This is a genomic window from Campylobacter sp. LR291e (genome assembly GCF_008633915.1).
Lineage (GTDB): Bacteria > Campylobacterota > Campylobacteria > Campylobacterales > Campylobacteraceae > Campylobacter_D.
This window is the reverse complement of the sequence record NZ_VJNV01000007.1, coordinates 1-23,810: the sequence shown is the minus strand read 5'-3', so window position 1 is coordinate 23,810 and position 23,810 is coordinate 1. Positions and strand designations below refer to the sequence as shown.

Sequence of the window (23,810 nt, the reverse complement as noted above, 5' to 3'; positions counted from 1 at the left end):
TCTCCTTAAATTTTAAAAATCACTCACTCAAAAATTCAGTTTGTGTAAAACTGCCTTCATAATTATCAAAGTTATCAATTGCTTCTACAAAATGAGAATTTTCTTTTCTAAATGTAGCCTTTATCATACCTATTGGTCCATTGCGATTTTTTCCTATTATAATCTCAGCTTCTTCTTGGATTTGATTTATTTTAAGTTGGTCTAATTCCTTTTTTAATTTATTCATTACTTCTATTTTGTTATTTGTAGCCTTTAATTTTTCCCTTAAATCATTTTCCCTATAAACACAATCTCTATAAACAAATAAAATAGTATCTGCATCTTGTTCTATAGCCCCACTTTCCCTTAAATCACTAAGCATAGGACGTTTATTTGAACGACTTTCTAAGGAGCGGTTTAGTTGAGAAAGTGCTATTATAGGAATATCAAGTTCCCTTGCTAAAAGCTTTAAACTGCGAGAAATTTCAGCCACCTGTAAGTGCCTATCGCTAAAATTTGAATTACTCATCATAAGCCCTATATAATCAATCACGCAAAGTCCTAAATTTTTATATTGATTTTTAAGTTTTCTAGTAATAGCCCTAACATCATTAACCGTTACATAACCACTATCATAAATAAAAAAACTGCATTTTTCATACTCATTACAAGCATCTTGAATTTGCATGTATTCTTCATCATTTAAATCACCAGCTAAAATTTTTTGCAAGGCAAGAGAGGTTTTAGCAGCCAACATTCTTTGTAAAATTTGCAAAGCAGGCATTTCTAAGGAAAAAAACACCACGCCCTTATCTTGCTTTAAAACACTATCGATAAAATTTAAACAAAGCGTGGTTTTACCCATTGAAGGTCTTGCAGCTATGATAATTAATTCTCCACCCTTAAAGCCCTTTGTCATGGAATTTAATTTAGAAAAACCTGTATTAAGCCCTATAATATCTTTGTCTTTATTTTCTTTTTGTCTTTTAAATTCTTCTAATAACTCCCCAACTACTATAGAAACATTCTTAATATCCTTTGCATGGGCAGAATTTGTAATCTCAAAAAGCTTTTGTGCAAACTCATCGGCTATATCATTTACATTGCGATTTTCATTTATCTTGCTTGGCAAAAGGTGTGCTAATGCTAAGAGTTGCTTTTTTATAGATTTTTCTTTAAGTTCTTTAGCATAAAATGCTATATCATCAATTGCGGTTATGTTTTTAATCTTGAAAAGTTCTTCTTCATCAATCTTTGCATGTTTTTTTAAAAAGGTATCTTCTAATGGCTCGCCAGCATTAATACAAGCACCAATAGCCTCAAAAATGATTTTATTAGCTTGCAAGCTAAAATCATTTGAATTTATCTCATCACAAATTGTAGAATATACATACTCGCCACCATTTATACATGAGCTTAAAATAGTTCGTTCTAGTGTTAAATCGCTGTGTTCCATTTATACTCTTTAAAAATTTTGTGAATTGTAATTGTATCTAAAAAAACTTAAAGTTGTTAATAAATGTTAATAAAAAGTAAGTAAGATTACACGAAATTTTTTAAAGGATAAAATGTGAAAAAAATATTTTTTATTTTTAGTTTATTTGCTTTTTTAAGTGTTGCTTATGCTAAGGTAGAGGATGGGTTTAACGCAAATTTAAGTGCAGGGGTTGGTTTGCGTGATATAAAAAGCAATATTTCTCCACTTGCAAATAGTGATTATTTAAATTCTTATAGTAGCGATAATGATGATTTATCCTTTACTGGCTTTGTAGGCATTGAACTTAGTTATGGTGGCTTATTTGGCAATGATATGATTTATTTAAAAAATCACAATGGCAGAAATTTTAGTGGTCTAGCACTTGGTTATGAAATGGGTCAAAATCAATTTTCAACTAGTATTGATTTTGTAACTTCCCTTAGAGAGAGTGCTTATGCAAATCCTTATTTAATAGGCAATAGAGAAGAAATTGATGTTAAAAAATATGGGGTTAAATTTACTCAAAATTATTATAGTGATATTGGTGATTTTTCGGGTTCTTATTTGTTTTCTATACAAGATTATGAAAAAGATAGTGTTCCTTATAGTTCTTTAAAAAGGGAAGGTTATTATCATGGCTTTGAACTTGCTTACAAAAATAAGCTTTTTAATGTAGGTGTTCATTATGATTATAACGATGCTGATGGCAAGGCTTCAAGTTATACAAGATATGGCTTTAACGCTGGTATAAACTTAGCCATACAAGAATATATTTTAAGTCCAAATTTTGCTTATGCTATACAAGATGCAAGTGGAACAGACCCAGTTTTTGCAGCAAAACAAGATGCAAACATTTATAAAATAGGCGTTAGGGTGCTTAAAAATAGATTATTAAATTATGATAAATTATATGGTTTTGTAAATTATGGTATAGAAAAACGCAATAACGATATAAATTTTTATGATGAAACCTTTCAAATTTTCCTTGTAGGACTTGGTTATAAATTTTAATTTTTTAACACAGCACTTATCCTTTGAATTTTATCAAATTTGCTAAGGGATAATCTTACAATGCTATTATTTAGGGCTAATAAAGAATGCGTGATATTTGGGGCTAGGCTTATTAAATCTAGTTCCTTTAAAATCATTGTTTCATTATTTAAGGTAAATTTAATCTCTCCTTTTAAGACTTGAATTCTTACTGCAAAGGGTGCTTTATGTTCTTTCATAAATGCGTTTTTTCCAAAGATTATTTGAATTTCTTTGCCAAATTCATCATCTACTAAGCAATTAATATTAACTTTATTTTCTATAAATTCAGCTTTCAAAAAGGGTACTATCATCTTTTATCCTTTATAAAATTTGAAAAATTATATAAAAAAAATTTTTTATAAATTTTAACCTTTGTTAAATTAATTTAGCAAAATATCTAAAAAAAACGAAAAAATTTTTATTAAAGTTTACTAATTTTTTAATTTTTTTTGATAAAATAGCGATTTTAAGCTTAAATTTATGTTTTATCCAAAAGGATTTATAGTTATGAGTAAAAGAATTTTAATAGTTGATGATAATAAAATGCTTAGCAAACTTTTAGCAAAAAAAATTGAGTTTACCTTTAAATATGAAGTGGATATTGCCTTTGATTATGCCCAAACTGCCGAGTTAATCGCACAGAATAATTATTTTTTAAGCTTTGTTGATTTATGTCTGCCTGATGCCTTAAATGGTGAAACTATTGATTTTCTTATAGGAAAAAATATACCAGTTGTCGTTTTAACTGCAAATAATGATAAAAAATCTAGGGATGAATTTATGGAAAATAAGGAAATTTTAGACTATATTTTTAAAGAAGATGATGATTGTATAGAACAAATTTTAAATTCCATTAAAAGATTAAAGCATTGTGATAAAACAAAAATTATAGTAGCAATGCCAAAACTAAATGAACGCAATCAAATCAAAAAATATCTTTCAAGAAAGCTTTTTAATGTCTTACTTGCAGCCCATGGCGAAGAAGCCTTAAGTTATTTACAGGATAATGATGATGTTAAAATGGTGATTTGTGATGTTAATATGCCTGTGATTAATGGTATAAATTTCTTAAAAGAAGTTAGAAAGCAGTATGATAAAAACAATATTTCAGTTGTGATTTTAGGCGAAAAAGATGATAGCTTGGAAGCTCAGACTATTAAGGAAAAGGCAAATGATTTTATAATAAAGCCCTTTAATAAAGACTTGTTTTATCGCCGTTTAGATAGGGTTATGGATCATGCTGAGAATACAAATTTTTTAAGGGTTTATAAGGATATTGACCATATTTCAGGACTTAAAAATTATAATAGCTTGGTTGCTGATATAAGTGATTATTTAAGCAACATTTCAAAACATGATGAAAATTTCGCCTTTGCCTTTTTAAATATAGATGAATTATCTGTTATAAATGATGAATATGGCTACAATATAGGCGATGATGTGGTTAAAATTTGTGCAAATGAGATTAAAAATGAAACTAAGGGATGCGATATAATAGGTCGTTATGATAAGGAAAGATTTTGCATAGTTTTAAAGAATTTAACAGAAGAAAAGGCTATAAAAATATTCTTAAAAATACTTGCAAATATTAGAAAAAAAGGCATTTTGATAAATTTGGATGAAATTTATTTTACAGCTAGTATAGGTTATGTTTTTGCAAATTCAAGTACTGGTTTAAAAGAACTTACAACAAAGGCAAATGAGGCCTTGATTAGTGCTAAAACAAATGGTAAGGATAGAGTAGAAGTATGTTCTTAAATTTAGAGTTTAATAATAATGAAAAAATAATCGACACGCATTGTCATTTAGATAGTGAAAGCTTTTATGATGATTTAGATGAAATGCTTTTTCATGCTTTTAATAATGGCATAGAAAAAATTATAATTCCTGGTGCTGATATTAAGGACTTAGCAAGGGCTAGGGAATTAGCTATGAAATATAAGCAAATTTATTACGCAGCAGGTGTTCATCCTTACGAAGTTGATGGCTTTGATGAAGAAATTTTAAGAGAGCATTTAAGTAATGAAAAATGCGTAGCTGTTGGGGAATGTGGGCTTGATTATTATCGTTTAAAAGCTGGTGATGAGTTAGAAAAAAATTTACAAAAAAAGATTTTTAAAGCCCAGCTAGAATTAGCTTGTGAATTTGAAAAACCTGTGATTATACATTGTAGGGAGGCAAATGAGGATATTTATGGAATGTTAATTGCTTATGTGTCTAGGTTAAAGGGTGGAGTGTTACATTGTTTTAATGCAAGTAAGCATTTATTGCAGTTAGCAAATAATGGTTTTTATTTTGGAATAGGCGGGGTTTTAACTTTTAAAAATGCTAAAAATTTATTGGAAATTTTGCCCTTAATTCCAAGGGATAAATTATTAATCGAAACAGATGCACCTTATCTTAGCCCAGAACCTTTTCGTGGTAAGAGAAATGAACCTATTTTAACGCATTTTGTAGCACAAAAAATGAGTGAAATTTTAAAACTTTCAAAAGAGGAAGTTTTAAAACTTTGCTTTGCAAATTCAAATAATTTATTTTTTAAAGGCTATGTATGAAAAAATTAATATGTGCATTATTACTTAGCGTAAGCTGTGCTTTTTCACAAATTTACGCCCCAGAACATTATGAAAATCAATTAAATGTGTTAAGAAATTTAGATATACACCCTAGTTTTATAAGTGATGTTATCTTTGTCGAGGCCAGGACTGATATAGAGTCAAAACATTCTAAAACCTTGATTAATTCTGTGCAAAATTTCACAAAATTAACCCCTATGATAAGAAAAATTTTAGCATCAGAAGAAGTACCTGAAGAAATTTTATATCTAGCTATGGTAGAATCAGGACTTAAATCAAAAAGCGTTTCTCGTGCTAAGGCCGTTGGGGTATGGCAATTTATGCAACCAACTGCTAAAATGTTAGGACTTAGAATAGATTCTTATGTTGATGAAAGAAGGGATTTAGTAAAGTCAACCCATGCAGCTGCACAATATTTAAAAGATTTAAAAACTGAATTTGGAAAATGGTATTTAGCAATTTTAGCTTATAATTGTGGCAGTGGTAAGCTAAGAAAGGCTATAGCACAGGCTGGTACGGATGAGCTTAAAGTATTAATCGACCATGATAAAAAATATTTAGCCTTAGAAACTAGAAATTACATAAGAAAAATTTTAACCCTTGCTTTCTTGTCACAAGATAGGGAATTTTTACTTGATAAAGATGAATCAGTTATGAACTATGCTGTTTATAATGAATTTATTAAGGTTGATATACCTTCATCAGTAGCCTTAAAAGATATTGCAAAAAGTGCAAAATTGGACCTAGATACGCTTAAAAAATATAATCCTCAATTTAAACATAGCTTTACACCCCCTGGAAATGGTTATTATATGTATATTCCACTTGATAAGGTGGCAAATTTTAATAAATATTTTGAAGGAGAGAGTTTAAGTAAGGTTGATACAAGATTACCAGTGCCTACAAGGGTAACTAAAAATAAAATTTATATAGTAAAATCAGGCGATACCCTTTCAAGCATATCTAAAAAATATGGCGTTAAGGTTAAGGATATTCAAAATTTAAATAATTTAAAAGGAACTAAATTAAGCCTTAAGCAAAAATTGATTTTACCAACAAAGGAAAGTAAAAATGCAAATTATCAAAAATCAAAAAATACCTATTCTCAAGTTTTCAATCGCTAGTTTAAGCTTAGTTTTTTTTACAGCTTGTTCTGATTTATTTACTAATTCATCAAGTGTTGATGTTTATTATGCAGGAACAAGTAATGATTTTAAAAGTAGTCCAAGTAGTTCAGGTACTAGTGGGACAATGAAACCTTATACTATAAATGGAAAAACTTATTATCCTACTGCTGTTGCTGTTGGTGAAACAGCTGATGGGATTGCTTCTTGGTATGGTCCTGGTTTTCATGGTAAAAAGACAAGCAATGGCGAAACATATGATCAAAACGGCTTAACAGCAGCTCATAAAACTCTGCCTATGAATACGGTGGTTAAGGTTACAAATTTAAATAACAACAAACAAACAACGGTTAGAATCAATGATAGAGGTCCCTTTGTAACAAATCGTATTATAGATTTATCAAAGGGTGCTGCTAGTCAAATTGATATGATTAGTGCAGGAACTGCCCCTGTTAGACTTGAAGTTGTAGGTTTTGGAAGTACTACTTCTACAAGTTCTAGTACTAGTTCTTCAAGTGGCAACATAGTAAATAATGGCACTATTTACGAGGGTGGAAATTTCATGGTTCAAATCGGAGCATTTAGAAATTTAGAAGGGGCTAAAAGCATAGCTGCAAAATACAAAACCTATAGAACTTATACCTCTACCATAAGGACAAGTTCAGTTGATGGCTTAAATCGTGTCTTTTTAACAGGCTTTAGGAGTATAGAAGAGGCTAGAGATTTTGCTTTAAGTGGTGCATTTAGTGGGGCCTTTGTAGTTAGGGATTAAAAGCGATGATAGAACTTATTTTTTTAGATATTGATGGTTGCTTAACTGATGGAAAGATTATTTATACGCAAGATTCAAAAGAGATAAAAGAATTTGATGTTAAGGATGGAGCTGCAATAGAAGCTTGGTTAAAGCTTGGTAAAAAAATAGTTATTATCACGGGAAGGACCAGTCCTTGCGTTAGCCAAAGGGCTAGCGATTTAAAAATAGACCTTGTTTATCAAGGAATTAAAGATAAATTAAGTTGTGCTAAAAATATTTTAGAAAGCTTGAATTTAAATTTTTCTCAAAGTGCAGCAATAGGGGATTATTTAAATGATTCAAAATTGCTTGAAAATGTTGGACTTAGTTTTAAGCCAAAGGATGGGCATAAAAAATTAAAGGTTGATATTAAGCTTAGTAAAAAAGGTGGTCGTGGGGCTGTTTCTTCTATGATTGAGTATATCGTTAAAAAAAATGGAATGCAAAAAGAATGGGATAAGCTTTGGCTATAAGAATTTTTTCAATTTTAATCGCCCTTTTTACTATAAGTTTTACTATAATCAGCTTACAAGACCCTTATTCTTTGAATATTCAAAATTACAATCTTGATTATAAGCAAATACAAGCTTATAATATAAATGCTTATGAGTTAAATTCTAGTAATACAAAATCATATTACAAAGCAAATTCTTGGACTAGATATAAAGAAAAAGATGAATTTAAGGATTTTTACACAAGGCATTTAGATTTTAATATAAGTGCCAATAGTTTAGAAATTTTAAATGATAATAGCAATAAAATCATATTTAAAGACAAGGTAACTTATATAGGGGATGATAAAAAAATAACAAGCGATGAAGTAATTTATGAACAAGATAAAAGATTTATTACTTCAAATTCGGGCTTTAAGGCATATATCGGTAAAAATATCATTAATGGAAATGTGCTAAAGTATGATTTAAATAATAAAATTTTAGAAGTTCAAGGGGCAAAGGCGTGGTTAAACAACTAGTTTTACTTATATTTTTTAGCATTTTTGCCTTTGGTGATCAAATTGAAATTCAAGCAGATAATTTTTACGCCGATGAAAACACGGGAAAAAGTACACTTAGTGGCAATGTTACCATAAAGCAAGGAAGCGATATATTGAGTTCTGATAAGGTTATAATCTATATGGATAAAAACCGAAAACCTCTTCGATATGAGGCTATTAATAATGCTAACTTTAGTCTTAATCTAAAGGGTAAGCTTTATAAGGGAAGTGGGGATAAATTTGTTTATAATGTAAATCAGGATACCTATGAGATTAATGGAAATGCCTTTATACACGAAATTAACACAGATAAAAAGCTTTATGGAGAAAAGATTGTAGTTGATAGAAAAAATAATGTTTATAGCGTTCAAAGCAAGGATAAAAAGCCGGCACGTTTAGTTTTTGATGTGGAGCAACAATGATTGTGGGGGCAAAATTTATTACTTCTTTTGAAAAATTTTATGAAAATTTTAATTCTAATATAAGCGAGATAGCCTTTTTAGGTCGTTCAAATGTAGGAAAAAGTTCTTTAATAAATGCCCTTTGTAAACAAAAAAATTTAGCAAAATCTTCTTCAACTCCTGGAAAAACAAGGCTTATTAATATTTTTGAAGTAAGGTGTAAAAAAGATGAGGATAGCTTTAATATAAATTTTATTGATTTACCTGGCTTTGGTTATGCTAGGGTTAGTAAAAGTATGAGAGAAAATTGGGATAAAAATTTGGATTTATTTTTGAAAAAAAGAAGTTCTATAAAACTTTTTGTCCATTTAATCGACTCAAGGCATACAAATTTAGAACTTGACTTAGATATACAAAATTACTTAAATTCTTTATTAAAGCCAGACCAAACACTCTTAAAAATTTTTACAAAATGCGATAAATTAAATCAAAGTCAAAAAAGCAAACTTAAACAAAATTTTAAAGATGCTTACCTTGTTTCAAATCAGGGTCAAAATTTAGACAATATTGAAAATTTATTAATTAATAAGGCTTTGGGATTATGAGAAAAACTCAAGTTTATGATAGCGTTAATTTAAATTTTGGCTATATAATCGCCGGGCTTTTTTTAATATTTTATGAGATAATAAGTTCTGTTTTTGTGTATTTTCCTATACTTTATGGGGTGTTTTTTTACTATATGTTTAAGCTTTTAGAAGAAAGAGAATACAATGTCTCAAGCCTTGATTTTCGCTGGTATTTTTCTTTATTTTTCCTTGCATTTTGCGATATAACACATAGTTTTTTTATCTTTTCATCTTGGTTAGCCTTTTTGATATTTTATATAGCTTGTGCAGAATGGGTACAAACAAATTTAAAGGTAGGTAAACTAACTGCTCCCATACTTGTACTTATAAGTTACGCACTTATATTTTTAATTGATTATATTTTTTCTTATGTTATAGACCAACATTTTAAAATATTAAGCTATGAAACACCTATAACAATACTTATAGAAGCCTTGATTGCTTTTATATTTTTTAAGGATAAATTTTGAAAGTTCGAATAGTTATAGCCTTTGTATTGATTTTTTTTATTTTTTTATTAAGTAGAGTTTATTATTTAAGCATTAAATCAAATATTTATTATGAAGAACTTGCAAAGCAAAATGCTATTAAGACAAAATTTCTAGCCCCAGCCCGTGGTCAAATCATAGATAGAAACGGCACTCACTTAGCCATTAATGATTTAAGTTTTAGTATATCAATAAAGCCTTATTTACATATAAGAAAGAAAAATCGTCCTATCTTAGAAAGAGAAATTAATAACATAGTCCATTTTTTCCCTGATTTAAATGCAAGTACTCTAATGAGAAATTATATGGCTGGTGATTCTTATTATAATCAAGAATTTATAAAGGTTGTTGACTTAGTAACCTATGATGCGATAACTCCTTATTTTTCAATTTTAAGCTTAAATGATAATATAAAAATTGAGCCAATTATTACTCGCAAATATCCATTTAATAGCCTAGCATCTCATATTATAGGTTATGTTGGCAAGTCAAATTTGCAAGATATAAGCGAAAATGAGATTGCAAAACTAGCAAATTATACGGGCAAAAGTGGGATTGAACGTTATTATAATACCATTTTGCAAGGTACAAAGGGAATTCAAACCTATAAGGTTAATGCCTTAAATAAGATTCTTGAAGAAGTAACTTATAATATACCTGAAAGTGATAATATACACTTAACTATTGATTTTGAGCTACAAAAATACTTAAGTGAGTTATTTAATGAAAATGCCGGTGCTGTTGTTGTAATGGACGTTAAGAATGGAGAAATTTTAGCAGCAGGGTCCTTTCCTGAGTATGATTTAAATCCCTTTGTTACAGGAATTTCGACTAAAGATTGGAATGAACTTACTAATAACTTAGACCACCCTTTTTCAAATAAGTTAATAAATGGACTTTATCCTCCGGGTTCAGTTGTAAAAATGGGTGTTGCCTTGTCTTTTTTAAATACAAATTCTATTAATCGTTTTACCTCTTTTTATTGTTCGGGTGGGGTAGAACTTAGAGACCGCGTTTTTCGTTGCTGGAATAGAACAGGACATGGTAGGGTTGATTTAAAACATGGAATTCAACATAGTTGCGATGTGTATTTTTATGAAGGAAGTATTAGAGCAGGTATTACTCAAATAAGTTCTACACTTGGTAGAATTGGCTTTGGAGTTAAAACAGGTATAGATTTACCTAATGAATTTGTAGGGACCGTTCCTAGTAGGGAGTGGAAACAACAAAAATTTAAACAACCTTGGGTGCAAGGCGATACATTAAATACTAGCATAGGGCAAGGTAATTTTTTGGTAACCCCTATGCAAATAGCAAGATATACAGCCCAGATTGCAAGTGGTAAAGAGGTGATTCCTCATTTAAATAAAGAATTAAAATATGATAAAAAAGATGTTTATACCCTTGTTGAACAATCAAATTTGCCTTATATTAGAGAGGCAATGTATGCAGTAGCAAACGAACCAGGTGGCACGGCCTTTCGTTATTTAAATAATCTACCCGTAAAAATTGCTGCAAAAACAGGTACTGCACAAGTTGTAGGCTTTTCTCAAAAGGATAAAAATAGGGTTATTGAGTCAATGCTTGAATATTATACCCGTTCTCATAGTTGGCTTACAGCTTATGCCCCTTATGATAATCCAAAATACAGCATAACGGTCCTTGTAGAACATGGAGGGCGTACTATTACTTCTGGCGTAGCAATGGCAAGTATTGTTAGAAAAATGAATGAAATGGGATATTTTAAATAAATGTAACAAAAAATACAAAATATTTACAAATTTACAAGCAAAATTACGCAAAATAAAGAATTCAAGCTCTTTAAAAATAAATAAAGTTTATAAAATGTATAATGATTCGAACTTAGAAATTTAAGGATTATTTATTAGGAGAAAATATGTTTAAAAGCATAGGATTTAAAGTTTCAGTAGCTATATTACTTGTTTTATTACTTAGTTTTATCATTGTTCAAATTATCATAAATTTAGATTTCAAAAATTCAGCTAACAAAATGAGTAGGGAAAATCTTGACACGGTGAGTACTTCTGTTTTTCAAACCCTACGTATGTCTATGAATTTAGGAGATCCTCAGGTCATACACGATGCCATTGAAAATGCAAAGAAAATAGAGGGCATTAGTGATGTTATTATCTACCCTTCAAAAGAAATTATCGAACTTTTTGAAATTCAAAATCCAAATACCACAAATGAGACATTAATCATAGAACAATTTAGCAAACCAGAGCTTAAAAGTTTGCAAACCGAGATTAATGGTATAAATTACATAAGGCTTATTAGACCCTTAATAGCCGATGATGAAACCTGCCTTACTTGCCATGCTACTACAAAATTAAATGATGTTATGGGCGTTATGGATATTTATCATTCTTTAGAACATGTAGAAAACGATATAGCAAGGGCAAGTAGAAATTATATTATTATTTTTAGCTTAGCCTTGATAATCACCGTTGCAGTGGTACTTTTTATGTTAAAGATTGTAGTTGGAAATCCTATTGTAGAACTTTTAAATCATGCAAAAGAACTTGCACAAGGTGATGGAAATTTAAGAGCTAGAATTAAGATAAAAGGAAAAGATGAAATAGCCGGGGCTTGTTCTTATATCAATCAATTTATAGAAAAAACGCAAAAAACGGTTAGTTCAGTACATAATAGCTCAAAAAAGGTTGAAACACAGGCTAAAACGCTAAATTCAAATGCTATAGCCCTTGATGAAGTAACAGAAAAAAGCCATAAAAAAATAGATGAGGGCTTTCATTTAAGTGAAAATGTAGGTACAGAACTTGGAGAATTAGCCACTCTTTCAAGCGAGGCAAGTAAGGCAAATGATAAATCTTATGAGGTCTTAACCCAAATGCTAAATTCGCTTTCAAATGTTGCAAATAAAGTAACTAGTGCAGTTGATAATGAAAATTTATTAGCTGTAAAGGTTAAAAACATGATGGAACAAGCTAGTAATATACAAAAAACGGCACAGATGATGGATGAAATAGCTGATAAGACAAATTTACTTTCATTAAATGCTGGTATTGAAGCAGCTAGAGCGGGTGAGCATGGACGTGGTTTTTCTATTATTGCAGAAGACGTTCGCATTTTAGCACAAAATAGCGAGGAATTTGTGGGTTCTGTTACTCAAATAACCAAAGAGCTTTTAGCAAGTATGAAAGAAGTAAGTGATGAATTAACTAAGAATGCTGAAAATATAAATTCCTTAAATGATGATACTTCGCTTTTAGTAAATGATGCAAACGAGGTTCAAATTTCAAATAAAAGCACTAGAGACCTTGTTTTGCAATGTACTGACAAGATAAAATCTGCACAAGAAAATATGCAAAATTTACTTTCTTGTATGCAAGAAAATGTCGAGGCTAGTGAGCAAAATGAAGGAATTGCAAAATTATTGCTTGGCGTTGTTGATGAGTTAAAAATAGTATGTAATAATTTAGAAAAAGAATTAAAACAATTCGAAGTTTAAGGAACACTATGAAAAAACTCTTAATTTTATTTATAGTTTTATTTTTTATAAGTTGTGCTACTAAAAATTCAGCTATTACAACCCAAAACACTACTATAAAAGACGAGATAAATATACAAAATCAACTTTTTGAACTTGAAAAATTTAGTTATTCTTATAAAATTTATAGTAGTGAGAATTTTGAAGAAAAACCAAATTTGCGTTTTGAAAATGGGCGATTTTATGGGGATACTGCTTGTAATCGCTTTTTTGGAACTTATATAATTGATGGAGATATTTTAGAGATAAGAGATGGTATGGGTGTTACAAAAATGCTTTGTGCGTCCGGTGAGTTAATGGAATTTGAAGATAGTTTTTTGAAAAATTTTAAGGGCAGTTTTGAAATTTCAAAAGAAGAAAATTATATAGTGCTAGTTAATGATAATATGAAGCTTTATTTAAAATTTTAATTAAATAAAATGCTACCAAGCCTAATCATATTAGAACCACACTTAATGGCTAGTTCAAAGTCATTACTCATGCCCATAGAACAAATTTTAGCCCCTTCTTTTTGCAATTTTTCATAAATTTTAAAGGTATTTTCAAAGCTTTTGATAATATCTTTTTCATCATCGCTTAAAGCCCCTATACTCATAACTCCACAAAGATTTAAATTTTTACATTCTTCTTTGATTTGTAAATATTCTTCAATTGCTTTCTCGCTTTCAATGCCATTTTTTGAAAACTCATTAGCTGAGTTTATTTCAAGCAAACAATCAAGCTTATAATCAAGCCTTGAATTTACAGCCCTTGCAATCTTTATACCATTGCAAGATTGCCACAAAGTAGGTCTTTGTTTTAATAAAAGATTTATTTTATTGCTTTGTAAATTTCCTATAAAATGCCAAATGATATCTTCATTTTTTAAGCTTTCTTTTTTACTAGTTAGGGCTTGTACTTGATTTTCCCCAAATTCTTTAACTCCTTTTTCAAAAAGTACTTTTATAGCTACAAAATCTACATACTTACTAGCTGCAACCAAGCGAACATTCTTTGTTTTTTCTAAAAGTTCTTCTAAATTCATTGAAAATTCCTAAGTAGATTAAGAAAGTGGCGCGCTCTAGGGGATTCGAACCTCTGGCCTTTTGAACCGCAATCAAATGCTCTATCCAGCTGAGCTAAGAGCGCGTAAATAAAAAGGGTAATTATAAAAAAAATTTTCTTAAAAAGCCCTTTTTAAGTAGAATTCTTTTTTAAATTTCGCAAATGAATTTAACCTTATAGCTTCTTGCATTTGCTTAACTAAGCTTAAATAATAATGTAAATTATGCAAACTAGCAAGGCGAAAAAAGGTTAACTCCTTAGCCTTAAATAAATGATTTAAATAAGCCCTTGAAAAATGAGTACAAGTATAACAACTACAACCCACTTCAATAGGCTCATTGTCATTTATAAACTCACTTCTTTTTATATTTAACTTGCCAAAATTTGTAAATAAGGTCCCATTTCTAGCATTTCTTGTAGGCATAACGCAATCAAACATATCAATCCCTCTTTCAACATTTTCAACTAAGTCCTCAGGGGTTCCTACACCCATTAAATAGCGAGGCTTATCGTGTGGTATTAGCGTGGTTAAATTATCAACCACCTCATACATTTTAGCATTTTCTTCCCCAACGCTTAAACCTCCAATTGCAAAGCCATCAAAATCAAGTTCGCAAATGTTTAAAGCACATTCTTTTCTAAGCTCTAAGTCAGTTCCACCTTGCAAGATAGCAAAAATATTTTGTTTTGTGCCTATGCCTTGATTTTGCTTTATTTTATGATAAGTTATAGCTTCTTTTGCCCATTTTATAGTCCTTTCAATTGAAAGCTTAAGTCTTTTTTTACTAGCTGGTAAGGCTACTAAATCATCTAAAATCATCATAATATCAGAATTTAAAGCATACTGAGTATCTAGTACGCTACTTGGGGTAAAAAGGTGCTTAGACCCATCAATATGGCTTTTAAATAAAATTCCTTCTTCGCTTTGTTTTGAATTTTTACTTAAAGAAAAGGCTTGAAAACCTCCGCTATCAGTTAAAAAACTTCCATTAAAGCCGGTAAATTTATGCAAACCTCCACAATTTTTAACCACACCTGCTCCCGGTCTTAAATATAAATGATAGGTATTTGCTAAAATAATCTTTACATTAAGTAACTTTTGCAAGTCTATAAAATCAAGACTTTTAACACAAGCACTTGTTCCAACAGGCATAAAAATAGGGGTTAAAAAAGAAGAATGAGCTGTTTTTATCTCACAAACTCTAGCATTTTCATTTTGATACCTTACTTTAAATTCCATTTGCTATAATTCCTTTTTTTTGGAGTTAAAAATGAATAATGTCTTAATAATAATTGATGGTATTTTAGCAAAGCATTTCTTAGAAAGGCTTTGTTTTGAAAATGGTTTAGGGTATTTTTTTACTATAATTAGTCCTAATGCTTTAAGTATAGAGTCATCAAATACGCCTTTTGAAATTCATCATTTTGACCCTACTAGTAGACCTCGCCTTGAACTTATTATGAAAGATTATAAACTTGCCTTTATTTATATGAGAGATAAGTTTAACACTCAAAAAAGTTATGAAGCCTTGCGTTCTTTGGATTTAAATTTAGAAATAGATATTATGGATTTTTGGGGTCTTAGCTTTGAGGATAAAAATTGTCATATCATAGATGGACGCACTACCTTAACTAAACGTTTGGTTGATTATCTACCAGATATTGCTAAAACAGCACAATATATAGGACTTGGCACAGGTGAGATAATGGATGTTAAAATTCCCATAGGTTCAATTTTTGCATATAGACATATTAGTTCTATTCAGCAAAAAAGGTGGAGAATAGTATTAATTTATAGGGATTCAAAGATAAATTTCGTTCGCCCTAGCTTTGTTTTGCAACCAAATGATAGAATTTTAATAGTAGGCGACCCCATTGTTTTACAAAATGTTTTTAGGATAATTAAGGCAAATGAAGGTCAGTTTCCAGTACCCTTTGGTAGTAATATATTTACCTTAATTGATATGGTTAATATGAATGAAAAAACTCAAATTTTACTCATTAAAACAAGTCTTTATTTAAGGCAAAAAACAAATGCTAAAAAGGCATTTATAAGGGTAATTAATCCAACTTTAAATGAAAATTATAGCTTGATTAAAAAATTAATTGATGAAAATGAAAATATCATTATTGATTATAAAAATACCAAATTTAACATAGACAAAGAAAGGATTAAAAACCATGATATAGGACTTTTTCTTACTGATACAAATCATTTTGAAAAATTTAAAAAAAGCTTTTTTGAACTTAAAATTCCTATTTTAAAAGTAGGGGAGATTGATTTTGAAGAAGTAAGGCAGAGTGTTATTTTAAGTGCTAATGAAAGTGAGCTAGAAAATCAAGCAAATGTGATAATTGATTTAAGTAAGCAGTTAAATTTAAGTGTAAATTTGCACTATTATAACCCAAATATAAAGGATACTAGTGGCATAAAAGAGTATTTTGCAAGTTTATCTAAGCTTTATGAAAAGCATATAAATATTAATGATAAAAACGATATCAATCCACTTTTAACCTTGTGTGATGAGAATAATTTACTGCATTTTGTATTTTTTGAAAAAAAGCTTTTAAAAAGCAAAATACATAGAAATTTAAGTGTGAACTTAAATAAACATTATTATAAAATGTCTAAAAATTATCAGCTTTTTATTCCTGCTGATTAATAAAAAATTGTATAATTTATTTTAAAAAACGAGGTTAGCATGCAAATAGAAGTAAAATTAAGTCAAAATCCTTATAAAGTTTATGTTGATGAGTTAGAAAATTTAAGCTTTGATTGCAAGGTAGCAATCTTAACAAATCCCAAAATTTCAGGGCTTCATTTAAAAAATTTATTAAATAAAATAAAATGCAAAGAACTTTTTATAATAAGCGTAAAGGATGGGGAAGAATATAAAAATTTAAGCACTATTGAAGAAATTTTAAATCAAATGTTTAATTCAAAGCTTGATAGAAAAAGCCTTTTGATAAGCTTTGGAGGTGGGGTTATCTCTGATATGGGTGGCTTTGTGGCAAGTATTTATCAAAGAGGCATTGATTTTATAAATATACCTACTACCTTACTTGCTTGTGTTGATGCTGCAGTTGGTGGAAAAACAGGGGTTAATAATGCTTTTGGAAAGAATTTGATAGGTTCTTTTTATCAACCAAAGGCAGTTTATTGTCAAAGTGAGTTTTTAAGGACCTTGCCACAAATAGAACTTAGTGCTGGGATGGCTGAGTTTATAAAAATGGCTATGGTTTTTGATAAAAGTTTGCTTGAATTTATTGAAAGTATTGATGCTGATGCTTTTTTAAATGCTAAAATAGATGATGAAATTTTAAGAAAAATCATAGCAAAAAGCGTTGAATTAAAGGCAAAAATCGTTGAAAAAGATGAAAAAGAAGCAGGACTTAGAATGCTTTTAAATTATGGTCACACTTTTGCACACATTATAGAAAATCAAACAGCTTACAAGCAGTACTTGCACGGAGAAGCTGTAGCAATTGGTATGAATATGGCAAATATTTTAGCCTTAAATTTAGGATTTTTACAAAAAAGTGATTGCCAAAGACTAGAAAAAATTTTGCTTAAATTTAAGCTACCTACTACTTACAAAATACAAGATATAAACGAATTTTATAACGCCTTTTATTTGGATAAAAAAAGTTTAAATGCAAAATTAAATTTTATAATTTTAAAGAACTTAGGAAAGGGCATTATAAAAGATGATATAGATAAAAGCATTATTTTGAAATGCTTAGAGGTCTTTACATGAGAAAGATTATCTTTTTTTTAGTGTTTTTTGTTTTTACTTATGCTGAGCTTAATCAAAGCAAGTTAGATGATTTTGAAGATAAGATTAATAAGCTTGATGCCATTATTAATTCAAGTATTTATAATATTAGATATGAAAATTTTATAACCTATCAAAAAATAAATGATGAGTTGATTTTATTAAATTTAGAACTAAAAAAGCCAAATTTAAAACAAAGTGATTTAGATGAATTAAAAAGGCATATTAGCACTTTAGAAGAACAATTAAATTTATTAAGTGAGTATAAGGACTTAAATTTTGCTCAAAGTTTGAGTGCCCCTGAAAATGTAGAAATTTTACCAAAATTAACAAACCCTCTTGCTATAATTAGTGGCTTTTCTCATATTAAAAAATTAAAGGGTGGAAAAGAAGAGGTTAATCAAAAATTAAATGATTTTACAAGCTTGGTTGAAAAAATTAAAGAAAAAAATACCCAACTTAAAGAAGAAAGTCACAAAAAGCCCCATATTATAGATAGTGCAAGGATTAAAAATTCAGATAAAAAGCTAGATGAATTTAATCAAGCCTTGCAATTTGCTAAGGTTTCTTATTCTATTTATGAGAAAAAAATCGATGATGAGATAGCTAGGATTAATTTGGAAATTAAAATTCAAACCCTAAGGGCCATAAATATCCTAATTGCCATTGTTTTAAGCATAATCATATCTTTTTCTTTAAAATTTGTAGCAAAAAAGTATATAAAGGATATAGAGCGTTACTACATGGCTACAAAGATTATAAATTTTATAAATATAAATGTGATTTTTTTAATCTTGCTTTTTGCTTATATAGAAAATATTACCTATCTTGTTACCATACTTGGTTTTGCATCGGCTGGCCTTGCAATTGCTATGAAAGATATGTTTATGTCAATGCTTGGGTGGTGTGTTATAGTCTTTGGTGGCAGTTTAAGAACAGGTGATAGAATCAAAGTTATACAAAACAACCTTACTTATGTGGGCGATATCATAGATATTTCTTTTTTAAGGATTACCATTTATGAAGATATAACCCTTGAATCTTACGTGAAAAATCGCAGAAGTGGACGCATTATTTTTATACCAAATAATTATGTTTTTACGCATTTAATCTCAAATTACACTCACCATGGAATGAGAACAGTGCTTGATGGAATCGATATAACAATTACCTTTGATTCAAATTTAGAAAAAGCACAGCAAATTGTTGAAAATATAGTTAAATTTCACGCAAAGGGCTATACTGAACTTGCTAGAAAGACTATGCAAAAATTACAAAATGAATATAGTATTAAGGATATAAAGGTAGCTCCTAGATTTTTTATATTTTTTGAACATTGGGGCATGAGAATTTCAGCTTGGTATATGACAAATTCTTACGCAGCCCTAGCCCTTAGAAGCGTTATTTGTAAGGATATTATAATTGAGTTTAACAAGCATAAGGATATTAAAATAGCATATCCTTCACAAAATCTTTATATGTCAAAGAATTTACCTCCTGATGAGTTTAAAGAACTTGCAAAGGACAGCTTTTGAAAGTTTTTTTTAAAACATTCGGGTGTCGCACAAATATCTATGATACTGAGCTTTTAAAGTCTTATGTTAAGGATTTTGAATTAACAAATGATGAAAATTTAGCCTCCATAGTTGTTATAAATTCTTGCACGGTTACAAATGGGGCAGATAGTGGTTTGCAAAATTATGTAAATTCCTTGCAAAAAAAGGGCATTAAGGTCTTAATTACTGGTTGTGGGGCATTTTCAAAAGGACAAAACCTTTTGAAAAGGGGTGAAATTTTTGGAGTTTTTGGAGCATCTAAAAAGGAAAAAATAAATGAGTTTTTAAAGGCAAAAACAAGCTTTTTAGAACTTGGAAATTTGGAATTTATAGATAAAAATATAGTTACAACTTACAAAAATCACAGCAAGGCCTTTGTTAAAATTCAAGAAGGTTGTAATTTTTCATGTTCGTATTGTATTATTCCAGCAGTTCGTGGAAAATCAAGAAGTGTAGATGAAAAAACTTTACTTGATCAAATTAAAATTTTAACTCAAAATGGCTTTAATGAAATCATTCTAACAGGCACAAATATAGGCTCATACGGACAAAAAATGGGTACAAATTTAGGTCTTTTACTTCAAAAAATAGGAAAGATTAACGGCGTTAAAAGGGTAAGGCTTGGGAGTTTAGAACCTAGTCAGCTAAATGAGGATTTTTTTGAAATTTTAAATGAACCTTGGATAGAAAGGCATTTACACATAGCACTTCAACATACAAGTAATCAAATGCTTAAAATTATGAGAAGAAAAAATCGCTTTGAAAGTGATTTAAAACTCTTCGAATTTCTAGCTAGTAAAAATTATGCCTTAGGAACTGATTTTATCGTAGCACATCCCGGAGAAAGTGATGAAATTTGGAAAGAAGGCTTAGATAATTTTAAAAAACTCCCACTTACTCACTTACATGCCTTTATTTTTAGCCCTAGAAATAATACTTATTCAGCTATTTTAAAAGAGCGTATAAATGGTAAAATAGCAAAGCAAAGGCTAAATTTATTAAAAGAAATAGTAGCAAAAAATAATTTTGAATTTAGAAAAAAGCAAAAAGGCTTAAATGTCTTGGTTGAAAGCCTTAAAAATGATTATTATGAGGGCTTTGATGAATTTTATAATAAAATGAAAATTAAAAGTAAAAATGATATTAGCAAAACTTGGGTAAATATTGAAAACTACATAGTCCAAAGTGAATTTAATCTAGCAAAGGAAAGCTATGAAAAATAAAAAAATTATAATAAGTTCTTTTTTAATTCTTTGTATTTTACTTGGAATTTTATATTTTAAAAATGATGCAAAGTACATAGACAAAGACCTTTATACGAGTTTATTAGAACAAAATTTAATACAAAAAGCAGTATTAATTGATAATGAGGTTTTACTTCATACAAGGGGTGAAAAATACATTATCATAAAAGATGGCATTGACTTAAACGAACTTTTAAAACGCGTTCCCATAGAAGTTAACAAAGACAATAGTAGCTGGGTTTTGTTTATCTTACTTTTTTTCTTATTAATTTTATTTTTATCTACAAATTATTTTTTAAGAAAAAAAGAACTCGCAAAATATCCTATTTCTAAGAATTTAAACAATCAAAACTTAAATACAAATTTAGAAAGCCTTAATATAAAGCCTGTGATTTCAAATATTACTTTTGAGGATGTGGCAGGGGTTGATGAAGTTAAAATGGAGTTAAGTGAGTTAGTTGATTTTTTAAAAAATCCTCAAAAATATAAAGAATTTGGTGTTAAAATGCCTAAAGGTGTTTTAATGATAGGACCTCCAGGGGTTGGTAAAACCTTAATCGCAAAGGCTGTTGCAGGAGAAGCCAATGTGCCTTTTTTTTATCAAAGTGGTTCAAGCTTTGTTGAAATTTATGTAGGAATAGGAGCTAAACGCGTTAGAGAGTTATTTTCTAGGGCAAAAATGACAGCTCCAAGCATTATTTTTATAGATGAGATTGACGCAGTTGGTAAGGTAAGAGGCGAAATGTCAAATGGCGAAAGGGATAGTACCTTAAATCAGCTTTTAACGCAAATGGATGGCTTTGAGGATAATAGTGGCGTTATAGTAATAGCAGCTACAAATAAGATAGAATTAATCGACTCAGCATTACTTCGCTCAGGTCGTTTTGATAGGCGAATTTTCCTTTCTTTACCCGATTACAAAGATAGGCTTAAAATTTTAGAAATTTACATGAAAGATAAAAAAAATAATGTAAATTTAAATAATATTGCAAAGGCAAGTGTAGGTTTTAGTGGGGCAGGGCTTGAAACTTTGGTAAATGAAGCAGCCATAAATGCGTTAAGAAGAAATTCAAATTTGGTAGAAGAAAGTGATTTTTACGCAGTTTTAAATAAGGTTTTATTAGGTAAAAAGAAAATTTTAAGCTTTAATGATGATGAGAAAAAAATTCAAGCTACCTATCAAAGTGCAAAGGCTTTGAGTGCTTATTATTTTGATATAGCCTTTGAAAAAATCACTCTTATTGAGGATAGATTTGATGAATTTGAACATAGTATTAAGTCAAAATCTGAGTTAATCAATAAAATAAAGGTGCATTTAGCAGGGTCTGTGGCTATGAAGTTAATATTTAATGAAAGCTATACAAATTCGCAAAATGACTTTGCAAAAATCAAAGAAATGCTTGAGTTTATGATGAGTTTTGGTATGCTTGATGATGTTAAGCTTGATGTTTTAAAAGAAGAGATTGAAGAATTATTATTTCCTATGAAAAATAAAATTTTAAGCCTAAGCGAGCTTTTACTTGAAAAAGAAAAACTAGAATACTTAGACATTAAAAAACTTATGCAGGTGTGAGCATGATTGTTTATAAGCTTGATTTTATGGATTTTGTAGGCTTATTTAAGTAAAGAAGTTTGTTTTGATTAAGTTTTTAAGATTAAAATACTTCATAAAAAAAGGCTTTATCGTGTTTAATAAAATTCCAACTTATATTTCTTTATTTTCTTCTGCTGGCGTAGGTTGTTATGGTTTTAAAGAACTTGGATTTGAATGTATTGTAACAAATGAATTTATAAACAAAAGACTTGAAATTCAAAAAATAAATAAAAAATGTAAATATGAAAATGGTTATATTTGTGGCGATATAAAAGATGAATATGCAAAGAATAAAATTTTAGAACAAATTAAATTTTATAAAAATTTGGGTAATGATAGAGTTAATGTGCTAATAGTTACTTCACCATGTCAAAGGTATGAGTGTAGCAAATCATAAAAAAAGTACTAATGAGATTAATCGTAATTCTTTGGTTGTAGAAAGTATTGAATTAATAAGTTTAATTAATCCAAGATTTTTATATTAGAAAATGTATCTAGTTTTTATAAAACAGCTTGTATTGATAAAAATAATAATGTGATTAGTATAGGCTCTATGATAGAACGTGATTTATCAAAAAATTATTCTATTTATGATGAAATTATTAATTTTAAAAATTATGGAGCAAATTCAAGTAGGACAAGAACGCTTGTAATTGGTGTTTGTAAGAATTAAAAAATTTTATTTCTGCTATTGAACTTTTTCCAAATTTTACGAAGAAAAAACTTTGAAAAAAGTTATAGGAAATAAAAAATCTTTAGAATGGGGAGAAATCGACAAAGATGACTTTTACCATGGTTTTAGAATTTATTCATCACATATGAGGGAATGGATAAGTGATTTAAAAGAAGGGCAAAGTGCTTTTGATAATAAAGAAGATACAAAAAAACCACATAAAATAGAAAATGGTAAAATTATTATTAATACTTCAAAAAAAAGACAAAAATGGAATAATGTAGCACCTTGTATTCATACAAGAAATGACCAAATGGCATCGCAAAATACAGTTCATCCAAGTGATGATAGAGTATTTTCCATTAGAGAATTAATGCTTATGATGAATATTCCACAAAATTTTAAATGGTTGCCTTTTGATTTAAAACATTTAAATTCTTTAAGTATTAATGAAAAACAAAGACTTTTAAAACAAAATGAAATGAATATTAGACAAAGCATAGGAGAAGCCGTACCGACAATTATATTTCAACAAATTGCTAAAAATATTTCAAAATTTATGTGTTTAAAACATTTAAACAATAAAGAAATAATAGTTTTAATAGAAAAATTTAATTTGTCAAATTTAAGCAATTTAATATCCTTTTTAAAAGATAATTTAGATAAGTATAATATGGCAAGTTTATCAAATTTAGTTGAAATTGCAAATACAAGAAGAAAACAAAATTCAGCTTATTTTACAAATAAGTTTATTATTGGTGAAATAGTAAAAACCTTGCCAAATTTTACAAAAGATACCATTACTATCTTAGAACCAAGCGTTGGAAGTGGAAATTTTTTACCTATTTTATTTAAAAAGTATGCACATATCAAACAAGTAATTTTAAAATTAATTGATATT

Annotated in this window: 22 protein-coding genes, 1 tRNA gene and 2 pseudogenes; 20 read left to right on the top strand and 5 right to left on the bottom strand. The window is 28.9% G+C overall.

Annotated elements, in window-relative coordinates; genetic code table 11:
• Positions 1-19 precede the first annotated feature (19 nt).
• Positions 20-1,435: a replicative DNA helicase gene (locus FMM58_RS01710; protein WP_150141290.1), complete on the bottom strand. Its 1,416-nt coding sequence runs from the start codon at positions 1,433-1,435 to the stop codon at positions 20-22.
• Between the two features lie 114 nt (positions 1,436-1,549).
• Here FMM58_RS01710 and FMM58_RS01705 point away from each other — a divergent pair, with 114 nt between their 5' ends.
• Positions 1,550-2,467, top strand: a complete 918-nt coding sequence (locus FMM58_RS01705; RefSeq protein WP_150141288.1) for a DUF2860 family protein — start codon at positions 1,550-1,552, stop codon at positions 2,465-2,467.
• On the opposite strand, the gene FMM58_RS01700 is transcribed toward FMM58_RS01705, so the two are convergent.
• Positions 2,464-2,799 (bottom strand): AraC family ligand binding domain-containing protein, encoded by a 336-nt coding sequence (locus FMM58_RS01700; protein WP_150141286.1) that lies wholly within the window; start codon positions 2,797-2,799, stop codon positions 2,464-2,466. The genes FMM58_RS01705 and FMM58_RS01700 overlap by 4 nt on opposite strands.
• Positions 2,800-2,995: 196 nt before the next feature.
• Here FMM58_RS01700 and FMM58_RS01695 point away from each other — a divergent pair, with 196 nt between their 5' ends.
• The 12 genes from FMM58_RS01695 to FMM58_RS01640 all read left to right on the top strand — a co-directional run bounded on the left by FMM58_RS01695 (position 2,996) and on the right by FMM58_RS01640 (position 13,432).
• Complete coding sequence (locus FMM58_RS01695) at positions 2,996-4,246, top strand: response regulator (RefSeq protein ID WP_150141284.1); 1,251 nt, start codon at positions 2,996-2,998, stop codon at positions 4,244-4,246.
• Positions 4,237-5,043 carry a TatD family hydrolase gene (locus tag FMM58_RS01690; RefSeq protein ID WP_150141282.1) on the top strand — a complete coding sequence of 269 codons (807 nt, stop codon included), beginning with the start codon at positions 4,237-4,239 and terminating at the stop codon, positions 5,041-5,043. Before FMM58_RS01695 ends, FMM58_RS01690 begins: the two co-directional genes overlap by 10 nt.
• Positions 5,040-6,188: a lytic transglycosylase domain-containing protein gene (locus tag FMM58_RS01685; protein WP_150180325.1), complete on the top strand. Its 1,149-nt coding sequence runs from the start codon at positions 5,040-5,042 to the stop codon at positions 6,186-6,188. Before FMM58_RS01690 ends, FMM58_RS01685 begins: the two co-directional genes overlap by 4 nt.
• Positions 6,136-6,960 (top strand): septal ring lytic transglycosylase RlpA family protein, encoded by an 825-nt coding sequence (locus tag FMM58_RS01680; protein WP_150141278.1) that lies wholly within the window; start codon positions 6,136-6,138, stop codon positions 6,958-6,960. The genes FMM58_RS01685 and FMM58_RS01680 overlap by 53 nt, the downstream gene beginning before the upstream one ends.
• A 5-nt stretch (positions 6,961-6,965) precedes the next feature.
• Positions 6,966-7,454, top strand: a complete 489-nt coding sequence (locus FMM58_RS01675) for an HAD-IIIA family hydrolase (protein ID WP_150141276.1) — start codon at positions 6,966-6,968, stop codon at positions 7,452-7,454.
• Positions 7,445-7,954, top strand: coding sequence for an LptA/OstA family protein (locus tag FMM58_RS01670; RefSeq protein WP_150141274.1), 510 nt, complete (start codon positions 7,445-7,447; stop codon positions 7,952-7,954). The genes FMM58_RS01675 and FMM58_RS01670 overlap by 10 nt, the downstream gene beginning before the upstream one ends.
• A complete protein-coding gene (gene lptA, locus FMM58_RS01665) occupies positions 7,939-8,397 on the top strand; it encodes a lipopolysaccharide transport periplasmic protein LptA (protein ID WP_150141272.1) in 459 nt (152 codons plus the stop codon). The genes FMM58_RS01670 and lptA overlap by 16 nt, the downstream gene beginning before the upstream one ends.
• On the top strand, positions 8,394-8,981 hold the full coding sequence (gene yihA / locus FMM58_RS01660; RefSeq protein WP_150141270.1) for a ribosome biogenesis GTP-binding protein YihA/YsxC: 588 nt from the start codon (positions 8,394-8,396) through the stop codon (positions 8,979-8,981). Before lptA ends, yihA begins: the two co-directional genes overlap by 4 nt.
• Complete coding sequence (locus tag FMM58_RS01655; protein ID WP_150180324.1) at positions 8,978-9,472, top strand: hypothetical protein; 495 nt, start codon at positions 8,978-8,980, stop codon at positions 9,470-9,472. Before yihA ends, FMM58_RS01655 begins: the two co-directional genes overlap by 4 nt.
• Complete coding sequence (mrdA, locus tag FMM58_RS01650; RefSeq protein WP_150180323.1) at positions 9,469-11,241, top strand: penicillin-binding protein 2; 1,773 nt, start codon at positions 9,469-9,471, stop codon at positions 11,239-11,241. Before FMM58_RS01655 ends, mrdA begins: the two co-directional genes overlap by 4 nt.
• Before the next feature lie 146 nt (positions 11,242-11,387).
• Positions 11,388-12,983 (top strand): methyl-accepting chemotaxis protein, encoded by a 1,596-nt coding sequence (locus tag FMM58_RS01645; protein ID WP_150180322.1) that lies wholly within the window; start codon positions 11,388-11,390, stop codon positions 12,981-12,983.
• A gap of 8 nt (positions 12,984-12,991) precedes the next feature.
• A complete protein-coding gene (locus tag FMM58_RS01640) occupies positions 12,992-13,432 on the top strand; it encodes an META domain-containing protein (RefSeq protein WP_150151458.1) in 441 nt (146 codons plus the stop codon).
• Here FMM58_RS01640 and FMM58_RS01635 read toward each other — a convergent pair.
• From FMM58_RS01635 to tgt, 3 genes are all read right to left on the bottom strand, one after another.
• The gene (locus tag FMM58_RS01635) at positions 13,429-14,046 is read right to left on the bottom strand and encodes a YggS family pyridoxal phosphate-dependent enzyme (protein ID WP_150141260.1); all 618 of its coding nucleotides are present in this window, start codon (positions 14,044-14,046) and stop codon (positions 13,429-13,431) included. The genes FMM58_RS01640 and FMM58_RS01635 overlap by 4 nt on opposite strands.
• A gap of 27 nt (positions 14,047-14,073) precedes the next feature.
• Positions 14,074-14,150: transfer RNA gene (locus FMM58_RS01630), tRNA-Arg, on the bottom strand.
• Between the two features lie 34 nt (positions 14,151-14,184).
• On the bottom strand, positions 14,185-15,306 hold the full coding sequence (gene tgt / locus FMM58_RS01625; protein ID WP_150141258.1) for a tRNA guanosine(34) transglycosylase Tgt: 1,122 nt from the start codon (positions 15,304-15,306) through the stop codon (positions 14,185-14,187).
• 31 nt (positions 15,307-15,337) lie between these two features.
• Between tgt and FMM58_RS01620 the strand changes: the two genes are divergently transcribed.
• The 7 genes and pseudogenes from FMM58_RS01620 to FMM58_RS09085 all read left to right on the top strand — a co-directional run.
• The gene (locus FMM58_RS01620; protein ID WP_150151464.1) at positions 15,338-16,729 is read left to right on the top strand and encodes a COG3400 family protein; all 1,392 of its coding nucleotides are present in this window, start codon (positions 15,338-15,340) and stop codon (positions 16,727-16,729) included.
• Between the two features lie 39 nt (positions 16,730-16,768).
• A complete protein-coding gene (gene aroB, locus FMM58_RS01615) occupies positions 16,769-17,824 on the top strand; it encodes a 3-dehydroquinate synthase (RefSeq protein ID WP_150141254.1) in 1,056 nt (351 codons plus the stop codon).
• Positions 17,821-19,377: a mechanosensitive ion channel family protein gene (locus FMM58_RS01610; protein WP_150141252.1), complete on the top strand. Its 1,557-nt coding sequence runs from the start codon at positions 17,821-17,823 to the stop codon at positions 19,375-19,377. Before aroB ends, FMM58_RS01610 begins: the two co-directional genes overlap by 4 nt.
• On the top strand, positions 19,374-20,621 hold the full coding sequence (mtaB, locus tag FMM58_RS01605) for a tRNA (N(6)-L-threonylcarbamoyladenosine(37)-C(2))-methylthiotransferase MtaB (protein ID WP_150180321.1): 1,248 nt from the start codon (positions 19,374-19,376) through the stop codon (positions 20,619-20,621). Before FMM58_RS01610 ends, mtaB begins: the two co-directional genes overlap by 4 nt.
• Positions 20,611-22,215, top strand: coding sequence for an AAA family ATPase (locus FMM58_RS01600; RefSeq protein ID WP_150141248.1), 1,605 nt, complete (start codon positions 20,611-20,613; stop codon positions 22,213-22,215). The genes mtaB and FMM58_RS01600 overlap by 11 nt, the downstream gene beginning before the upstream one ends.
• A gap of 112 nt (positions 22,216-22,327) precedes the next feature.
• Positions 22,328-22,909 (top strand): annotated as a pseudogene (locus FMM58_RS09090) (DNA cytosine methyltransferase).
• A 52-nt stretch (positions 22,910-22,961) separates the two neighbouring features.
• Positions 22,962-23,810 (top strand): annotated as a pseudogene (locus tag FMM58_RS09085) (DNA (cytosine-5-)-methyltransferase); the annotation flags it as partial.